At 37.7% G+C, this 17,261-nt stretch carries 7 protein-coding genes and 2 tRNA genes; 6 read left to right on the top strand and 3 right to left on the bottom strand.

Annotated elements, in window-relative coordinates; genetic code table 11:
• Positions 1–20 precede the first annotated feature (20 nt).
• Both CC99x_RS10505 and CC99x_RS10500 read right to left on the bottom strand, forming a co-directional pair.
• Positions 21–97, bottom strand: a tRNA-Arg gene (locus CC99x_RS10505).
• A gap of 81 nt (positions 98–178) precedes the next feature.
• A complete protein-coding gene (locus tag CC99x_RS10500; RefSeq protein WP_057624103.1) occupies positions 179–1,732 on the bottom strand; it encodes a hypothetical protein in 1,554 nt (517 codons plus the stop codon).
• A 233-nt stretch (positions 1,733–1,965) separates the two neighbouring features.
• On the opposite strand from CC99x_RS10500, the gene CC99x_RS10495 reads away from it, so the two are divergent.
• From CC99x_RS10495 to CC99x_RS10485, 3 genes are all read left to right on the top strand, one after another.
• Positions 1,966–2,057 (top strand) — tRNA-Ser (locus tag CC99x_RS10495).
• Between the two features lie 306 nt (positions 2,058–2,363).
• Positions 2,364–4,376 (top strand): hypothetical protein, encoded by a 2,013-nt coding sequence (locus CC99x_RS10490; protein ID WP_057624102.1) that lies wholly within the window; start codon positions 2,364–2,366, stop codon positions 4,374–4,376.
• 348 nt (positions 4,377–4,724) lie between these two features.
• Entirely contained in the window at positions 4,725–5,282 is a 558-nt protein-coding gene (locus CC99x_RS10485; protein WP_057624101.1) for a hypothetical protein, read from the top strand.
• Positions 5,283–5,365: 83 nt separating this feature from the next.
• Here CC99x_RS10485 and CC99x_RS10480 read toward each other — a convergent pair whose 3' ends face one another.
• Complete coding sequence (locus CC99x_RS10480) at positions 5,366–6,499, bottom strand: autotransporter outer membrane beta-barrel domain-containing protein (RefSeq protein WP_057624100.1); 1,134 nt, start codon at positions 6,497–6,499, stop codon at positions 5,366–5,368.
• Between the two features lie 288 nt (positions 6,500–6,787).
• Here CC99x_RS10480 and CC99x_RS10475 point away from each other — a divergent pair, with 288 nt between their 5' ends.
• The 3 genes from CC99x_RS10475 to CC99x_RS10465 all read left to right on the top strand — a co-directional run bounded on the left by CC99x_RS10475 (position 6,788) and on the right by CC99x_RS10465 (position 17,252).
• On the top strand, positions 6,788–7,597 hold the full coding sequence (locus CC99x_RS10475; RefSeq protein WP_057624099.1) for a mechanosensitive ion channel family protein: 810 nt from the start codon (positions 6,788–6,790) through the stop codon (positions 7,595–7,597).
• 288 nt (positions 7,598–7,885) lie between these two features.
• Positions 7,886–9,028, top strand: coding sequence for an MFS transporter (locus CC99x_RS10470; RefSeq protein WP_057624098.1), 1,143 nt, complete (start codon positions 7,886–7,888; stop codon positions 9,026–9,028).
• A gap of 172 nt (positions 9,029–9,200) precedes the next feature.
• Positions 9,201–17,252 carry a RasGEF domain-containing protein gene (locus CC99x_RS10465; protein WP_057624097.1) on the top strand — a complete coding sequence of 2,684 codons (8,052 nt, stop codon included), beginning with the start codon at positions 9,201–9,203 and terminating at the stop codon, positions 17,250–17,252.
• Positions 17,253–17,261: the final 9 nt, after the last annotated feature.

Below are 17,261 nucleotides of genomic sequence, written 5' to 3'. Positions count from 1 at the left end.
TTCAAGAATAAACTTGAATATGGCGCGCCCGGAAGGATTCGAACCTCCGACCACCAAGTTCGTAGCCTGGTACTCTATCCAACTGAGCTACGGGCGCACAAGATGGGTGATTATGAACAGAAACGCTTTTTAGGTCAAGCTTTTTAATAGTTATGTGTTAGAAAACAAAATACTATTGCTACTTGCAGCGCCTTAATTTTACAATACTTCTACGTTCTATCTGAATCTTTTCTGTTTGCAGGACGTGCTCAGAAACTTGTGAGCATTCACGTCGTGCAGAAGAACGTTCGATATCTCTATAATCAAGTTTTGTAGCTTGAATAGCAATAGGATCGGGATTAAAGCGCCCAGTGTATTCGCGTTTTCGTAGTGTTGAAAGACTATAAAAAGGAAGACGAGGGATGCCCATGAGTTCTGGCATTGCTCTGCAGGCGTTTAGATCAAGTATGGGTTCTTTTGCTATGAGTTCAGCATAGGATTTTTTCTTGCCTTTCTCAAATTGATATTTTGTGAGAAGGTCTATACGATTTCTCATGATATAAGGCACGGCAACTTTGTCTCTCTCTTCTTCCTCGATAGGAAGTGCAGTAGGATGACTGCGCGTTTCTAAGCAATGATTAAGATTGCTTTGGATATCTGCCTGTGATTTCGGCAAATGATTGCTAAAGTCGCAGCTAAATCCTTCACCATAATAAACGACAGCTGCTTCTGGCATATCATATATGATGAGTTGATCAAGATTATAGTACACCATCCATTCTACAAGTGTTTGCCTTAATTTGTCTCGATGAATTACGTCATCAGATGACTCATGTTCGGATTGAATGACTAAGCTGGTGGTATTTTGTATTTTCTTTTTGTTTTTAAATAGGGTGGCGTAATTGGGGCGAAACAGTTCATCAAGCTTTTTTATGGTGTGGTCAAGTAATGGAAAGTGACCGTCTCCCCAGCAGACAGAAAATTTAATTATTGCGATATCTTTGCTTGAATCGGTAGATACTGATTTTAAAATAAGCTCATTGTTAGCAGGATGAATGGTTTCAGATTGATTCCACTCGTCTTTTTCTTTTAGAGCCATGTTTATTGTTACGGTGTAGTTTTGAGCTTGATAAGCATAGCTACCAATTTTAAAAGAGATGGGTGCAATTTTTGCAATGGTTGTTGGTATAGCTATTGCCTCTGTTTCTGATAGAGGTACAAGCAGTGTTATTCGAGACAAGGTGGATTTTATGGCATGAGCCTTTTGGCTTGTTCGTAGTGTGGTGATCATTTGGCGCAAATCTTCAATTTGTTTCTCAGATTGTTCTTCTAATACTTCAAAACTTAGTTTGTGCAATAAATTATTTTTTGTTTGTACGTTTTTGCGATCTTTGAGAATCAGGCTGTTATGGCAAGTCTGTAAAAAACGAGTGTGCTTATTTAATAAATTAATCGCACCTTGGTATTGTGACATTTTATCTTGATATTCAGCCAAGTTTGTATTTGGTAGGGTTTTTAATTGCTTACTTATTTTTTCTGCTTCATCTCTTACTGCTTTGGAATGTGCTATCAAGATCATGAGTTCTTGGTAAGGTGCAGATTTTTCGAAAAGGGGCAGCTGTTCTACTTGAGGGTTAGAGGTAACGAGAATTCGCCCATCTTCAGATAGTTCTAAGGTTTGCTGTGAGCTCAAGGGTTCCCAATCGTGCGTGAGTGTATTTGCATTTTTCCAAACAGTGGGGCTACTAATCATTTTATACCTATTAAGATCATTGAAAGTGGGCATGAGTAAGTAAAGGATTCTAGCATAAAGAAGTAATAATGCTAACAATGAAAAAATGTTTGCTAACAAACATCCATAATGACAAAACTTATTATTTTGTTAGCATTTAAAATATTTGGAAATCAAAATAAATATTTTTCTGAAAACTTAATTAAAATCAAGTCTTAACCTGGAGGCGTGACAGTGGTATTATGCGCAGACCTGGAGAGATGGCCGAGTGGCCGAAGGCGCTCCCCTGCTAAGGGAGTATGGGGCTTAAACCCCATCGAGGGTTCGAATCCCTCTCTCTCCGCCAAAATAAAATGCCCTCGTAAAAAATTTTGAAAATCCCCCCGCCGTGAACGGCAACCCCCTTTGATAACAAAGGAGGTATAGGGCGCGTTGCGCCACTGAGAAATAACTTAGCAATACTTGAACTTACTGTCAGTTAAAAAATGAACGAAGTGAATGATTGTCTTCCCTTGATTTCAAGGGAAGAAGCTCGCTTTAGTGAGCAGATGGATTTTTTAAAATCTTTACTTTAACCCCTCCGCCGTCAAAATACAGTACAATAGCCCAGTATTTGATGTCTGACTGATGAATTGTTTAAGGATAGGCATTCATGACAATGGATAAAGCACAGTTGCATCGCTGCTGCTCTCTTTGGTTAATGATTTGTATGTTATTAAGCTTAAGTCTCTTATTATTTACAAATCCTCATTACACCATTGGTTTATGGCCTGAGAGTGAACTACTTTTTATTGCTCTGAACGCTATAAGTTGTTCAACTGCTATTGGGGTATTGGGACTCTATGTTGTCCAGCCTAAAAGAATAACACCCTTACTTTATCATCCATTGGTGCTATGCATTTTTGCCATAGGTGTGGTGAGCCTGCTCTTTAGCTTTTCTACTGCATTTCCACGGCGCTCTTGGTTCGGTGCACCTGAATTGGGAGAGGGGGTAATGTGGTATTTTTCCCTAGCTTTTCTCATCCTTTCTGGTCTTATTCTTAGAAATAAAAAAATATATCGAAACATTATTGGGATCTATGCGGTTATTTCTGCACTTGTGGTTAGCTTGTTGACCTATAAAGGTGATGCTTTAGGTTTATGGAAACCCTATGTTTTCACAGATTATTTAGCATTTTATGGAATATTCTTATTTCCAATTATCATTGGTTTTTTAAATGTGCGTCAAAAACATTGGATAGCACTCTCTTATCTGATTGCATCTGTGCCTATTATTGTCTCTGGAAACCAATCTGCTGAGATCCTTATCATTGTGTCTCCTCTTGTTATGGGATTGGTTTATTATTTGCGACATCTTGCAAAAATAAGGCTGTTAAGTGTTGCTGCCATCATGATGGCACCCATCGGCGTGACGGGACTGGTTGTTTTGTTGGGTTATTATGGTGCTCGTGATGCCTCTTTTCTCAACCATATGCAGAGCATTTGGTCGCGATATGAATTGATCCAAACGGCTTATCAAAATTTTAAAAGCGATGGCGTGGTTCAGATGTTGCTAGGGCATGGTTGGGGATCTTTTACTGATGTTGCTGCTACCTATCTTCCCATTCAAGATACAAAATTATTTATGTTTAATTCTACTGGTACGGATAAATTGTATTGGGATTCGCTTTCTAGAGCTGATTTCCATTCACATTCTTATTTAATAGAAGCCTTTGTGTCGATTGGTCTTTTAGGCATGTTATTGATTTTGCTGTATCCAATGATTGCTGTTGCAAGTACATCTGCAAAACGTATGCCACTTGCAATGGGACTTGCCTTTAGCTTTATTGTTGTGAGTGCGATGTGGTTTCAATTTGCAATTACGCTACCCTTTATGGGATTAGCTTTTGCAGCTGTATCAAGCCCTATATTGAAAGCAAAGATTCATTTTCTTGAGAAACTGAAAAGAAATCAGAATGCGCACATTATTTTAATGAGCGTTTTATTTATGAGTATCGGTATCTTTATTTATGGCGTAATAGAGGGTTACAGGCTTGCCTCGCATTCAACAAAATTTGCAACACCTGATTTGTCTAAGATGGCGACACATTTACAGTGTGGTGATGAATTAGGAGATATGGCCTATGGTGGGCTTCGTTTGGGGGTGGTCAATCATGAGGTTAATTATTTTTTGGTGCACACAGAGCAAGAAACTTATCCAGAGGATTGGTACGATAAATTAGATTGGCTGCGTTGTTCTGTTGATCGCTATTTAGAGAATGGTGTAAGTGCACGTTTTAAAATTATGGATTTATTAGTGAGAAGTGAGTGGGCGTTTTCAAGTCGTAAACAAAAAGATTATCCACAAGTTGTTAAATTATTAGCTGATTGGGAGTTAAGATTAGACGCATTTTTGCAAAATGCACCTACGCGTACCGATCTTGCTGCGCCTTATTTAATGTGGCGATTATCAAATCAAGAAAATGACATAGCCATTGCTTTTGCAAAAAAGCTCTATATTCGTAATATGAATGATCCTGTTGCTTTGTGGTTTTTGGGGTTGAATGAATTACAGGATGATACAAAAGCGCACTTAGGGATAGCCAAAATGCGTTCTGCTTTGAAGTATGGAATTCAGAATATCATACCCATCGATCAAGCTTTAATTGACAAGATTAATGCATAAGTAAAATAGTCAGCGTTTTCAGAGTTAGAGGGAAGGCTTTTTTCGGTTTGTTATCTTTCAAAGAACCCATTTGTTTGACATATCGAATAGACTCCAATATGGTAAGAATTAAGCTTATTGTAACTTGAGTGATTGTTAGCTTTGAAATAATGCTGTTTTTATTATAAAAAAAGCAAGCAATTCCTTCTCTTTTCAAGCACTTTGATTATTGTAAGCACGGACACCCTTTGATTGTTAACGAGGGAATATGCTTAAACTAACTTCTTTTTATCCTTTTCTAAAAAATACCCGCTATTTTTCTTATATGATTTTTTCCTCAAGTCATGCTTATTCTAAGGAGAGATTCTTATGACTTATGCACTTAAACAAATGCAAGATACGATACATTATATTGTTGCTCAGTGTAGAGATGATACTGAGCGAGGATTATCAGGTTCTCAAAAAAGATGGCTTGAGAAGGAAATAACCCTAGCTTTAGATCCCTTACAGAAAAAAAACAAAAAATTAATTGTGGTTCATCCTTCTAATCTTGCATTGCAAAATTTCTTTTGGTCGTTGACTGAACAGAAAATTAGCTTTCCGAGTGATACAACTTATCTCATCTATCGCCGGGGTGATAGTTATGAAAAACAAAATGGTGAAAGGAAAGAAATTTATAATAGAATCAAAATAAAATCTAAAAATGCCTCTAGAAGAATCAGTGAACTACAAGAGCAGCTTGAATCAATGCAATTAGCCAATGAAGATACCTATTACAGCTCGGATGGTGAGAATGATTTATCTACCGTATCAATGTATACACCCGCAAGGCAGATAACACTCTCTATAAATAAAACGGGAATACATTTGCAATTAACGCCTGATTCAGAAGCTCGCAAAGAAAGTGATAGACGTTTTACATTTTAATAAATAATTACAACTGCTTTAAAAAAATGATAGACAAAAAAAAGCCTGAGAAGGATCTCAGGCTTTGGGGGAGAGAACAAAGATTATCCGAAATTAACTAAGATACTTCCGTTTACACCGTACCTATCATAGTTATCTCTGTATGCTTCCGTGAAACCTTCAAAATTTAGAGAAACATTTGGTAACAAGAACACATTAAAACCACCGCCAAAAACAAGCGCTGTACTTGCATGAGCAGGTATTAATTGAACACTTGCTACAGGGATATTACTTTGGTTGAAATCCCATAATAATGCAGCTTTAACATAAGGCTCTACCATTGGATGTACTAAATACCCTAAGGTGCTTCCTAATCTAAAGCGACTGATATGATTTGTGAAAGATGGTTGTGTAAGTGTTTGTGCACCTGATTCAGCATAGTCATCTCTCTTTTCAGATAAATGCATGACACCCATGTATAAATCAAATCTTGTCGGATCTCTTACGATGTTAAGATTCAAATCACCACCGATATACCAGCGACTTGCATCTGCACTACCTGATATTTCTCCCATGGTCGCAGGATCTCTACGAGATAAATCATAATCAAGCCATGAATAACCACCATACATGGTTACAGACCAATTATTATCAATCATCCAAGAAGCATAAGGTGTTAAAGACCAACCTGTTGCATCTTGTTTACCACTATTGAAGGTTGTATTGATGCCTTGATCTTCCCAACCAAAGGCTAGACCAACAATCATGTCATAATCTTTCCATACTGTATCAGCACCAACCATTGCTGTTGCAACATGACCGTCAAAGGCGGTTGATGTGAAATCATTTTTGATTTTTTGCCATGAGCCATTTGCCCAAACAGATATAGCCCCTAAGCTGTCTCCGCTAGACACGCCTGAGCCTAAAATGTTTTGTGCAGAAGCAACTCTTTGATTTTGAGGGTTGCGTAAATTTTCTAAACGGCTTGTAATCAAGTCAGAAACTTGAGCTGCTGTTGCATGTAATACTGCGTTTGAAGTCACAATGCTACTGCTTGCATTTGCTGTATGACCATTTAAGCAACTATTTGAGGTATAGGTAGTACCATATCCGCCTGTACCATTCACGCCATAAATTGGGTCGGTACAACTATAGAGAGCGGCGTGCGCAAAACTTGCTATAAATAGGCCACATACCAACATTAGTAGATTGAACATTAATTTATGATTTGTACGCATAATACTCCATGATGATTAAAGACAATTCCATGTGGGTAACATTATCCATCTATCAAATAGAAATGTGAACTAACTTACTCGGCATTTGACTATAAATTACTAGTAAATTACTAGAACACCCAAGTTTGTTTTCATATTTTCCAGGACAGCCATACTTATTCAAAGTAAGAGTAAAAATAGTTAGTTGGTTAGTGTTTTTTGGTTTTTAAGCGAAAAAACTGAGATTGATCTTCTTACTAGATGAGATTAGAATCAAAATCTTTGTATTTAAACTGACATAGGAATTTAATGGATATTGTCGCTTGGGAAAAATATTTATTTGCAAATCTGACTACTATTATTGGTTCTGTGCTGGTGGCTGTCTGCGCTTTGTGGTTAGCAAGATTTATACGAAATAAGTTACTGAATTTATTTTCGCACAGCAAACGAAATCAAGCGCTCAAGCTATTTTTAACCAACTCAGTGTATACCCTTGTCTTAGTGATAGCGGGCATCACAATCTTAGGAAAACTAGGGGTGCCTACCGCATCATTGGTTACTTTGTTGGGTGCTTCTTCATTAGCAATTGGTTTGGCTTTAAAAGACTTTCTATCCAATATTGCTGCAGGTGTTATTTTAGTTTTTCAAAAGCCCTTTGAGTATGGGGATCTGGTGGAAATATCGGGTACCTTGGGGGTGGTAGAGTATATTGATTTGTTTAATGTCAAAATTAAAACATCCAGTAATGAGATAGTGGTTATTCCAAATGGTATGCTCATTCAAGGTAAGATCATTAATAAAGCATATCGGGGTAAGCGGCGCCTAGAAATTATTGCTTCGATTGCATATGACGCTGATTTGATGAAAGCAAAAAAGCTGTTGCATGATATTGTTTTGCAAGTGGAGAAGGTTTTAAAAGATCCTGCTCCCTCTGTGGCGGTGAGTAGATTAGCTGAGAGCAGTGTCGATTTATCTGTTAAAATGTGGCTTAAAAAGGAACATTATCTTGAAGTTCAAGGTGAGGTTCTGGAGAAAATTAAGTTAATTTTTGATAAAAATGATATACAAATACCGTATCCACAAATGGAGCTTTCTGTAAAAAAACGCCTACATTCGTGAACCCGCTACGATAATTCAGTAACTACTTGCGCCCCTAAATGTCATTCGTAAGAGAATTCCCTTATGTGGTGTGAGTAGTTACAAGTCTACAGTGGCACTTTTTATTCATCCTGAGAAGTCTTGCATCGGTCATATTTTTAAAGCCAAAAGTCTTAATTTTGTTGTGATTCATATAGAAAATGTTAGAATACCGAAGATTTTATTGACAATAAGACAAATAATATGTCTCGATTCATGCCTAAATTACCCCTTGTCTTCCTTATTATTGTTTCACTACTGGGTTGTTGTATGGAAATTGATCTTTCTATTCCTAGCTTCCCGAGCATTATGGCGTTTTTTGAAGCAACAGAGGCGCAGGTACAAAGTACCTTGAGTTTAAATTTTTTGGCATTTTGCTTGTCAGGATTACTTTATGGTCCTTTATCTGAAGCATGGGGTAGACGTGGTTTAATGCTATTTGGTGCAACTTGCTTTCTTATTGGCGCATTGGGATGCGTGCTTTCAAACTCTATTTATCAGCTGATGTTTTGGCGATTTGTGCAAGGCTTAGGCGCAAGTAGTACTTTAGTATTAGGCTTTACCATGATATCTGATCGCTATCGTGGTGATATTGCTGCTAAATATATTGGCAAGATCAATGCTTATGTGACTATTTTTATGGCAGCAGCACCTATTTTAGGCAGCGTGATCATTCATTATTTTAGTTGGCGCGCTAATTTTACCGCAGTGGCATTCATCGCTTTCGTGGCATGGTGTTTATTAGTGGTGGGTTTGCCGGAAACCAAAGAGCAATGTGAAACATTAAAAGTTAAAAGCATTCTTAACGATTATGTAAAAGTATGTACAGATAGAGAATTCCTGCTTTACGCTTGTATGCCCAATATGCTGGTAACGGCTTATCTTACTTTTGTGGGTAGCGCAGCTTTTTATTATATTAATACTTGTGAATTGCCTGTCTTAGAATTTGCAATACATCAGGGTTTGTTGGTACTTTGTTTTTCTGCGATGAGCTTTTATGCGGATAAAGTTGTTTCGGTGATAGGCAGTACCAAAGCCGTTTCTTTTGGTATGTTCTGTTGTGTATGTGCGACGGCATTATTAGTTATTTTCGCTTTTATGTTCCCATACCAGCCAGTGTTTATCACAAGTGCAATGTGTTTATTTGCCGTTGGTTGCGCTTTTCCGATGAGTGTGACTTTTGCACAGTCTTTAGAAATATTACCTGATCAGAGAGGCACTGCCTCTTCCTTTATCATGTCCTCTCGACTGCTCATTTCTTCTATAGCCGTTGCCGCAACAGGTTATTTTTTCGATGGTTCTATGCGACCTGTTGCTTTGATCATTGCTGTGGCTGTGGTGTGTGCATTAGGTCTTTACCTGGCGATTGAAAAATCTAAACAAGCCTCAGACACTATACCTGAAGCTATCTAGTTATCCCTAAGCGCTTGAACTTTGCTAAGTAGTTACAAAGTATTTGTAACTACTTGCTTTCTTTATGGATTTTTGTATTGGTATAAATCTTTTGAACTTATACCAATAATTTCTACTCGACCTTAATATAATCACTGTACTCATAATTGTATATGCACAAAAAGGTATGTTTATGCCAAAGCCAAAAAAGATACAAGTTGATAACCAGGGAGTATTAGATTTAATTGGAATTCGAACTGTTATACAGTCATATCAAGAAATTTATAATAAATCGCAAAATAATATAGATTCTGAATCTTTAGAAAGACGTAGGTTGGTTTTAGAAGCATTGACAAAAGAACTACCAGCGTTGATTAAGCGTGATAAAACAAAACAAGCATCTTTCTATACAGAAAATTTAGATCAATTAGTAGATAATATAGATCAAGATATTAAAAATCTCGAAGATAGGATAGCAGAATTATCTACAGATCAAATTTCTGATCTGATTAATATTAAGGGTTGGCGAGATGAATTTGTAAGAGAACTAGAAGTAGCTAAAACATCTGCAAAACAGCAATTCTCACAAGAACAAAAGCAAGCACTATTAGCAATGGTCAAACACTATAATAATGGCCATATTCATTCCGCACAACGTAAAGAATCGGCCAAAGAATTAAAAGCATTTATCAAAACTTTATCTTTGCCAGAAGATTATGCTGTATTTATAGAAAAATTAAATGAAATAAGACAGAAAACATTTCAAGCTGATGCTGCACGTGATAAGTCTGAGGTTTCAAAAATAGAAACAAAGAGCGAACTTTCTTTTACGGCTCGGATGAAGCATTTTGCTAAGCAGAAATACCAAGCGCGACATAAAGACTTAAAAGAAGCGATGGCACCCCTATTAGGAGGGAGATTCCAGAAATTATTAAGTGATTTGCATGAAGAATCAGTAAAGAAAATGACTATGGCTAAAGGCGTTACGCCGGAATTTAAAGTTTTTTCTATTGAAGTTATTGATCTCAGAAGTATGGTGATAAATATTGATAGTAGTATGGCTGCCAATCCAGCACTCAAATCAGTCTTTGATTCAATTAAAAAAGATTGCACTGAAATGCGTTTTGCAGAGGCACAGAAAAAATTAGAAAAATTTCTAAATGAGCACGAGAAAGAACTATCTAATTATCAAATGAATCAAATCAAGCAAGCCGAGATCAAATTAAGTAATATTGTAGGTTTTGTCAGAAATCATCGTGCTATAGAAAGCATGATTGAAGGTTCTCAAGCACAGCTAGGTAAAGGCTTTATACATCAAATATTGTCAGGTTATAAAAGTCCTTATACTTGGTTTCCTGGGCAAGCCATCACTATTTCAGAAGAAAGTATTGCGAGTTATGCGGCCACACTGATGCATGTGACTTCTCCTAAAGAGATATTTGCAGAAGTTGCAAAAGAAATAGCACAGCTTCCAGATGACCAAAAAGCTGCTTATTATAATCGCTTTCAAAATCTCATGAAAGATATGGTGGTGGCAGATATCATGCCTCAACATATTATCAAGGGTGCTAATAAAGAAAATTTTAGAGCAATTGCTAAAATTGAAAAGGATATAGAATCCAAAGAAAAGGCCATAGACACAAAGCAAAAAGCATTAGTTGTTCTCGGTGTGTTTAATTCAGAAAAGATTACTAAGTTATTACAAAATTCTGAACAAATTGCAAGCGCTTTGCAAAGTAGGAGAATTCAAGCTGCACAATTTGAGGCAGAACTAAAAAAACAACCAGATACGTCTAAAAAACAATTATTAGAAGGACTCAATAAAGAAATTAAAGCACTTCAAATGGTGCAAGAAATTGTTGGGCTGGAGGCGGATAAAGTTGATCTTTTGGCGCAGTTGGCAGTGAGAAAGCAATCCGAAGCCTTATATTCAGAATTAATAGCAAATTACAACCATATTTTATTTGATCATGTTCCCTATCAAAAAAAGGTACAGAAACTTATTAATGAAATTGATGATAAAATTAAAGAGAAGGAAAGCCAAATCCAAGAAAGAACAGAGGCACTTAAGAGCGCATATGCGCTGACAGCTAAAGATATAGAAAACATTGGGAAATTAATGGAAGATCCGGATAAATTGAATAAATATAAATCTTTGTCCGAAGCAATTAAAGGAGAGTTTGGTTTTCAAGCGGATAAATGGGCATTAAAAGACGTGCAAGCATTACTAAAAGAAAAAGCGCAATTAGAATCACAAAAAGCCGTATATGAAAAAAATCTGCAAGCTATTATGCCACAAGTTGATGCCATGAACAGTATGCTAGCCAGTTTGCATGCAGCTGGATTAGATGTATCAAAATTTGCAGATAGTATGCAAGAAGCGCTCAAAGATAAGCAAGATCGCGCAGTGCAAGTTCAAGCCTTGAGGATGCAAGTTCAAGCTGCAGGTGCAGAGAAAAAATCTTTAGATGAAATTTTGCAAAATTTACCACCAAGAGGTACGCCAGAATATATTGAAGCAAAAGTAAGAGTAGCAAATAGCTTCACTGCACAGTCTATTTCCGATTTGATGAGCATTAAAGCCTACGAATTTTTAAATCAGAACTGGTCTAAAGAAGAAACAAAGCAGAATTCTGCGCTTGTCAAGAGTGCAATTGCCAATTTCAATAATATGAGCACCATGATAGTGGCAGATATTCTTCAAGGATCTAGTGTAGAAGCCAAAGAGCAACGTGCTGTTTTTTATTCAGAAATAATGCGCGAATGTATTAATAATAATGATTTTAATTCGGGCATGGCTATTATCGCTGCTTTAAATAATGTTCAGATAGAACGTTTAGATTTATTGCGTAGACCTAACTTTAAAAACCAAGATGTATTTAAATTGAATTTAGCAGAAGCGGAAAAGATATTTTCACAGCGGCAACAAAGTGAAATGCTAAGAAATACGACGGATAGCTTGTTAGATCGAGGACAGACCGTTATACCTTTTACAGGCCCTTATCTTTCTGTTTTAACCGCTAAAGATGAAGAGCCTGATTACTTAACAGACCCGAACACTTCGGAGCGTATTATCAATGAAGCAAAATTGCAAAAAATACATGCTGCAATGAGTGCGATGTTACGTGCACAGGAGCAGGTACTAAAAGATCCTAACTATAGACCAACGCAATTGGTGGAGATTGCACAAAGAGCAAAAACGGCACCTTCTGAAGAGTTAATGTGGCCTGTTCTTGATGCTGCGATGGTAAAGATAGAGCTTGACTTAGGTATAAATGTAGCAAATGACGATGGTGAAAAAATAGCTAAAAATATCTTTGAGATTATTGAGGCTAAGCTGAAAGATAAAGATTTTCCTGAATATTTTAGAATTATTTTAAAAACACCTGGCCAGGAAGATCAGAAAATAGATCAGACAGATGCCTACAAGATTATATTAAATCAACTGCCTTTTGCTGCTATGCAAATGGATGTTGCCAGTGTGGATAGAATGCTAACGTTAATAGAAAAGATGCAGCAGCGTGCGGTGACGAATAATCAAGGAAAGAAACTGGATGATAGTTTAGAAGATCTCTTTTTATCAACCCGTCTTGAGATGGAGAAAATTAAATTTAGAATATTAGCTCAGGAAAGAGTGACTGCATCACAAAGTCATGCAGCAACAATGACTGAGCATATGCGTGCTCCTCAGATCCCAGCCTTTGTACAAGCATTGTCAGCAAAGGGACATGAAAATTATAAGCTTGGCAATATAGAAGCAAAGGCCTGGGTGATGCGCACTGATCCTAATGCAGAAGACAGTCCTTGGCCGTTACCGCAATCTGGTGCTGGCAGACAAGGGGATTGGATTGGACAAACTTTCGGTGCATCAGAAAGTGTGCTCAGACAACAACTATCCCAAATCCCACCGCCTCGTACTTTTTCGATGCAAGAAATCCAATCTTCTTTGTCAGCAGTGGCAGCTAAAGATAAAAGTGACCCAACGATTGCAGCGCCTAGCATTACCATTGTACAAGGAGTGGGTGTAAATGATTTGCATAGGACTGCTTTGGGACAGAATGCTTTATTGCAAGTAGCCAGTCAATTTGATTTTCAAGAAGCACCGGGTCCCATGGATGTATCTGTTGGTGAATATTTAGGCGATAGAACACAAGGGCCACAAGCAGCAATAGAGGCGGCTGCTGCGGCTTTACATAGAAAAGCGGCTAAGCATGCAGGTACATTGGATCATGCGCTTACAACATTACTGCCACCTTCATTGCTTACTAAATATCCAAACTTGTATAAAGATGGCTATCTTAATTTGGGCACAGTAAAAGATGAGAATGATAAAAAAATACTGCTTGATCATATTAGCAGAAATATTGAACAGCTAAGAGTCTTACCTCAGTGGGTGCATTGTGAATCTTCAGGCGCTACCCAAATGCAGGTATTTTGTGCTGCACCTTCCTTTCAAGGCATGGGCAAACCAGCAGAAGGCAGTGTAGAAGATCAAATATGCAAGAAGTTGGTGGTTGCTCAATATGTCGCAACTGCGCAATTAGCCGTCATTCGTGCGCGTGAAACGGGTGAAACAGTGCCTTTGCATCTCACAATGGTTGGACAAGGTGCTTTTAATAATAATCCCAGTGTCATGAAAGAGGCTATGGAGGCCGTTGCACAAGTCATTAAAGGAGAGAAAGTAGCACTCTATGTTCATGCTTATAGTAAAGAAGCAAATGATGCCTTAACGAGACAATTAGAAAGTGGCAAAGAAAAAGGCCTCTTTTCTGTTGCAACAATGTCTGCCTCTAATTTTAAAAAGCAAAAACATACACAACTTAAAGCGCCTACAACGGCTATGGCATTTAAGGCAGTGATGGATTTTGATAATGCCTTAAAAAGTTATCAATTAGCAAAACAACATGATATCAGTAATCAAATCGCTTACTATGAACAGCAATTGAAAGGGCCGTTAAAAGTAGAGCTTGAACAAGCCATACAGCAGTTAAAAAAAGCAAGTAAGACAGGCGCCTTATCAGAAGAGACTGCACAAGCGATTAACCCAATTTTAAAATCTATCAGTACACATCCTGCTTTGTCTGCATTAAAACTCAAGGATCTACAAAGTAAAGCAGAATTTATAGTTCAGGCTGGCCAACACTCACAAAGTGCGGTTGATATGCAAAGCATGATGCATGCTTCAAAAGCTAAAGCCGCAAGAGAACCTGTTATCACGCAATTTGAGACACCGTCACAAAGTCGTACAGTTGAAGATATAGCAGAAGTAACCCCTAGAACACGCATACAACGAAGTGCATCCATGTCTGATGTTCGCAGCATAGATTTGAGTGCTGCTCAGGCTATCAAGCAATCCTTTATTGATGAGAGGAAACAAGCCTTAGCTGCACAAGCTGTGGCTCATCCAAAACTCAGTGATGAAATGCGGGTTGCTTTATATGAGATAAGAGATAATGTTGAACAGGAAATAGCACAAATAAAAGCCAAGGGGAAAATATTAGAAAAAATTGACGCTTTAAATACACAATTAGAAAGTACGCCTGATGCGAAGACACAAGAAGAAATTAAAGTTGATCTCAAGGAAGCAGAAGCTGAATTAAGTTTGATTAAAGCAGCAGAGTCTAGACTTGCAAAATTAGAGATTTTAGAAAAGCGTATTGAGGATGTGCAAGCAGATTTTACTCTAGAAAAGGCCAATAAAATAATAGTTGATTATAAGCGCATATCTCAAGAGAAAGATGCATTGGTGAAGCCAGTAGAGCACTCAGCCCAAAGACTCGCCATAGCAGAGTATGTGGCACGTAATATTCCTGTTTGGACTGTTGCTACAGATAATTTACCGGATAGAGGAAAGGGAGCAGAGATTGTCAAGGTGGCAAAAGTGATGGCTGGCACTTTAATTACAGAAACCATAGATATGCCACTTGTGAAAGGACAAATGTTCTGGTATGCCTCTAAAGATATTCAAGGTCTTACACCGGCAACAGCTTCTGGGAATCCACCTACTTTATTTGGAACCATGGCACCTGATCAATATTTATTAGCAGATGATATAGTATTGAATTCAGATCCAGAGGCTATAAAAGCATTGGCAAGCGCATTGGCTGGCCTAATTATTAGTAAACAAAAAGAGTCGGTTGAAGATAAGGACAAACTAGAAGAGAAAATTGTAGCTGAATTAAGACAAGCAGATCTGCAATTCAAGGATCCAACGGATAGTAAGCTTTGGGACAAGCTTTCAAAGATTGCAAGTGATCATGGTGGTAGCATTAGCGGTAGAGCAGAAGCTCAGAAAATTGCGCCAACATTGCAAGCGTGTATTGGTAAAAAGCATGTTGCTGCAATTGCTAATTCAGTTGGTGTTGGAGATCCTAAACAATACGCAGTATTGACCATTATTGGTGCAGATGGATCAGAGGCTAAAGGCTTTGGTTTACAGGAAAGGACTGTCTTAGATAATCAAAAGAAAGCACAAGTCTCTACTTTTGGGCATGGCGATATTGAAGTCCCAACGATTTCACTCTATCAAGGTCATGATCCACATATTGAAAGGCAATTAGTGCTGCAATCAAATGGCTCAGTGCAGAGTGCACAAGGGCAAGCTGTGCCAGGTAAACTTAATTTTGCGAATTCTGATCTAGCACATTTACTAGATTTTTATCATGCAACCATGGGGAAAAATCCGCCTATACCAGTTGCGGTTAATTGTACCGATGGTATTGATAGAACAGGTATGACAATGGTTGCACTTATGATGCTCAATGCGTTTAGAAAAGATGATTTTACAGCACTGTCATCTGTTGAACAACAAAGAATATTAATCAATATGATAGACGGTCTGAAACAAGATCGAGGACCGTTTTTCCTCAAGGGTATTGAAGATACGGCGATTGCTGTTGCTTTTGGATATGCTTTAATTGCTGCGCAAAAGCAACAAGATTTTGAGAAAAATCTCCAGTCAGAAATGGGTATCGATCCTAGAATAAAAGCGTTACTAACAGATAAAATTGTAGCAGAACCAGATAAGCTATTGACAGCATTGAAGCTCTTGAGTCGTGAGACAGATTTATCTCAAAACGACTCTCATCAAATAAATAGATGGATTGAATTAGTTGCGGACAGAACACACGCTTATGAACAATTTTCGATTATTAATAACCCTAAAAGCGAACTTTCTAAGAAAATAGATGCTATTCCAAAAGGACCCGTATCAAGTCATGGATCATCTGCGGTCAAAGCTGCTGGCATGTTTGAATTAGAAACGGCACCCATCTCACATTTTATTAAATTACTTGATTCAGAATTTGATTTAAACACCATTCGATATCAAGGAAAAGGGATCCATGAATTAGCCATCGATAGATTATTGACAGATCCTTCTGATCAGAATCTTGCTGAGCTAAAGGTATTTAGCGATAAATCCGGCAAAGAAGGCCAAAAGATCATGCAAAATTATTTAGAGGAAAAGGGCTATCCCAAGGATTTAGTGCAAAAAGCGAAAAATGGAAATGACATTCAGCATGCTATGTTGGCAAATCCAAAACGTTATGTTGAAATTGCAGAAAAAGCGACAGAAAAGGAAAAGAAAGATTTAGTGGCAGACTTTATTCAACCCGCAGTAAAAGTGCCTCCTCAACAATGGGTGTCCGTTAAGCCCACAGCGCCTAAAGATGTCTCATCTCAAAGTCAACAGCCTATTACTTTAGGTGCCACCAGGAAGAGTATGACAGTAGCACATGCAGTACAGCGTTCTATTGCATCACCAGAAGATAGAACGCAAGTCACGATTGTGAATGATCAACAGTTGGTAAGTAAAGTAATAAAATTTTCTGAGATTCAGGCCAATCGTGATAAAGATCCTAAAATTGTCCAAGTGACACAATTAAGAAATGATAGCGATACTGTGAATGGGGTCATGATTGGCTTTGAGAATCCTGCCAAACCTGAAAGGCCCTTAAGAGTGTATGCTTGTGAGGACAAAGGCCAAACAACTTTCTCCGTCAATAAAAATTTACCTCCTGACTCTGTAAAGCAAGCTATATTGACTGCTTGTTTATTAGCGGTGAGAAATGCAAGCCCCAATGCTGTCTTTACGATTCCAGAAAGTGCCTCTAAAGAGAAAGCGGATATGATAAAAGAATGCTTTGCAGAGGCTATTAAGAAAGAAAAACATAGTTTCCTGGATGGTCAGGAACCAAAAATTGAGTCTAAGTCTTCTCCTGCTCAGGCTTTGAAGCATAAATAGAGATAAAAA

The sequence above is a fragment of the Candidatus Berkiella cookevillensis genome, assembly GCF_001431315.2.
GTDB lineage: Bacteria > Pseudomonadota > Gammaproteobacteria > Berkiellales > Berkiellaceae > Berkiella_A > Berkiella_A cookevillensis.
The sequence above is the reverse complement of the archived record's forward strand: the minus strand, read 5'-3'. Positions and strand labels throughout refer to the sequence as shown.

Bases quoted from the DNA above. Each gene is read 5' to 3' on its own strand.
- CC99x_RS10480 (WP_057624100.1), bottom strand. From the start codon at position 6,499: ATGCGTACAAATCATAAATTAATGTTCAATCTACTAATGTTGGTATGT.
- CC99x_RS10500 (WP_057624103.1), bottom strand. From the start codon at position 1,732: ATGATTAGTAGCCCCACTGTTTGGAAAAATGCAAATACACTCACGCAC.
- CC99x_RS10465 (WP_057624097.1), top strand. From the start codon at position 9,201: ATGCCAAAGCCAAAAAAGATACAAGTTGATAACCAGGGAGTATTAGAT.
- CC99x_RS10475 (WP_057624099.1), top strand. From the start codon at position 6,788: ATGGATATTGTCGCTTGGGAAAAATATTTATTTGCAAATCTGACTACT.
- CC99x_RS10485 (WP_057624101.1), top strand. From the start codon at position 4,725: ATGACTTATGCACTTAAACAAATGCAAGATACGATACATTATATTGTT.
- CC99x_RS10490 (WP_057624102.1), top strand. From the start codon at position 2,364: ATGACAATGGATAAAGCACAGTTGCATCGCTGCTGCTCTCTTTGGTTA.
- CC99x_RS10470 (WP_057624098.1), top strand. From the start codon at position 7,886: ATGGAAATTGATCTTTCTATTCCTAGCTTCCCGAGCATTATGGCGTTT.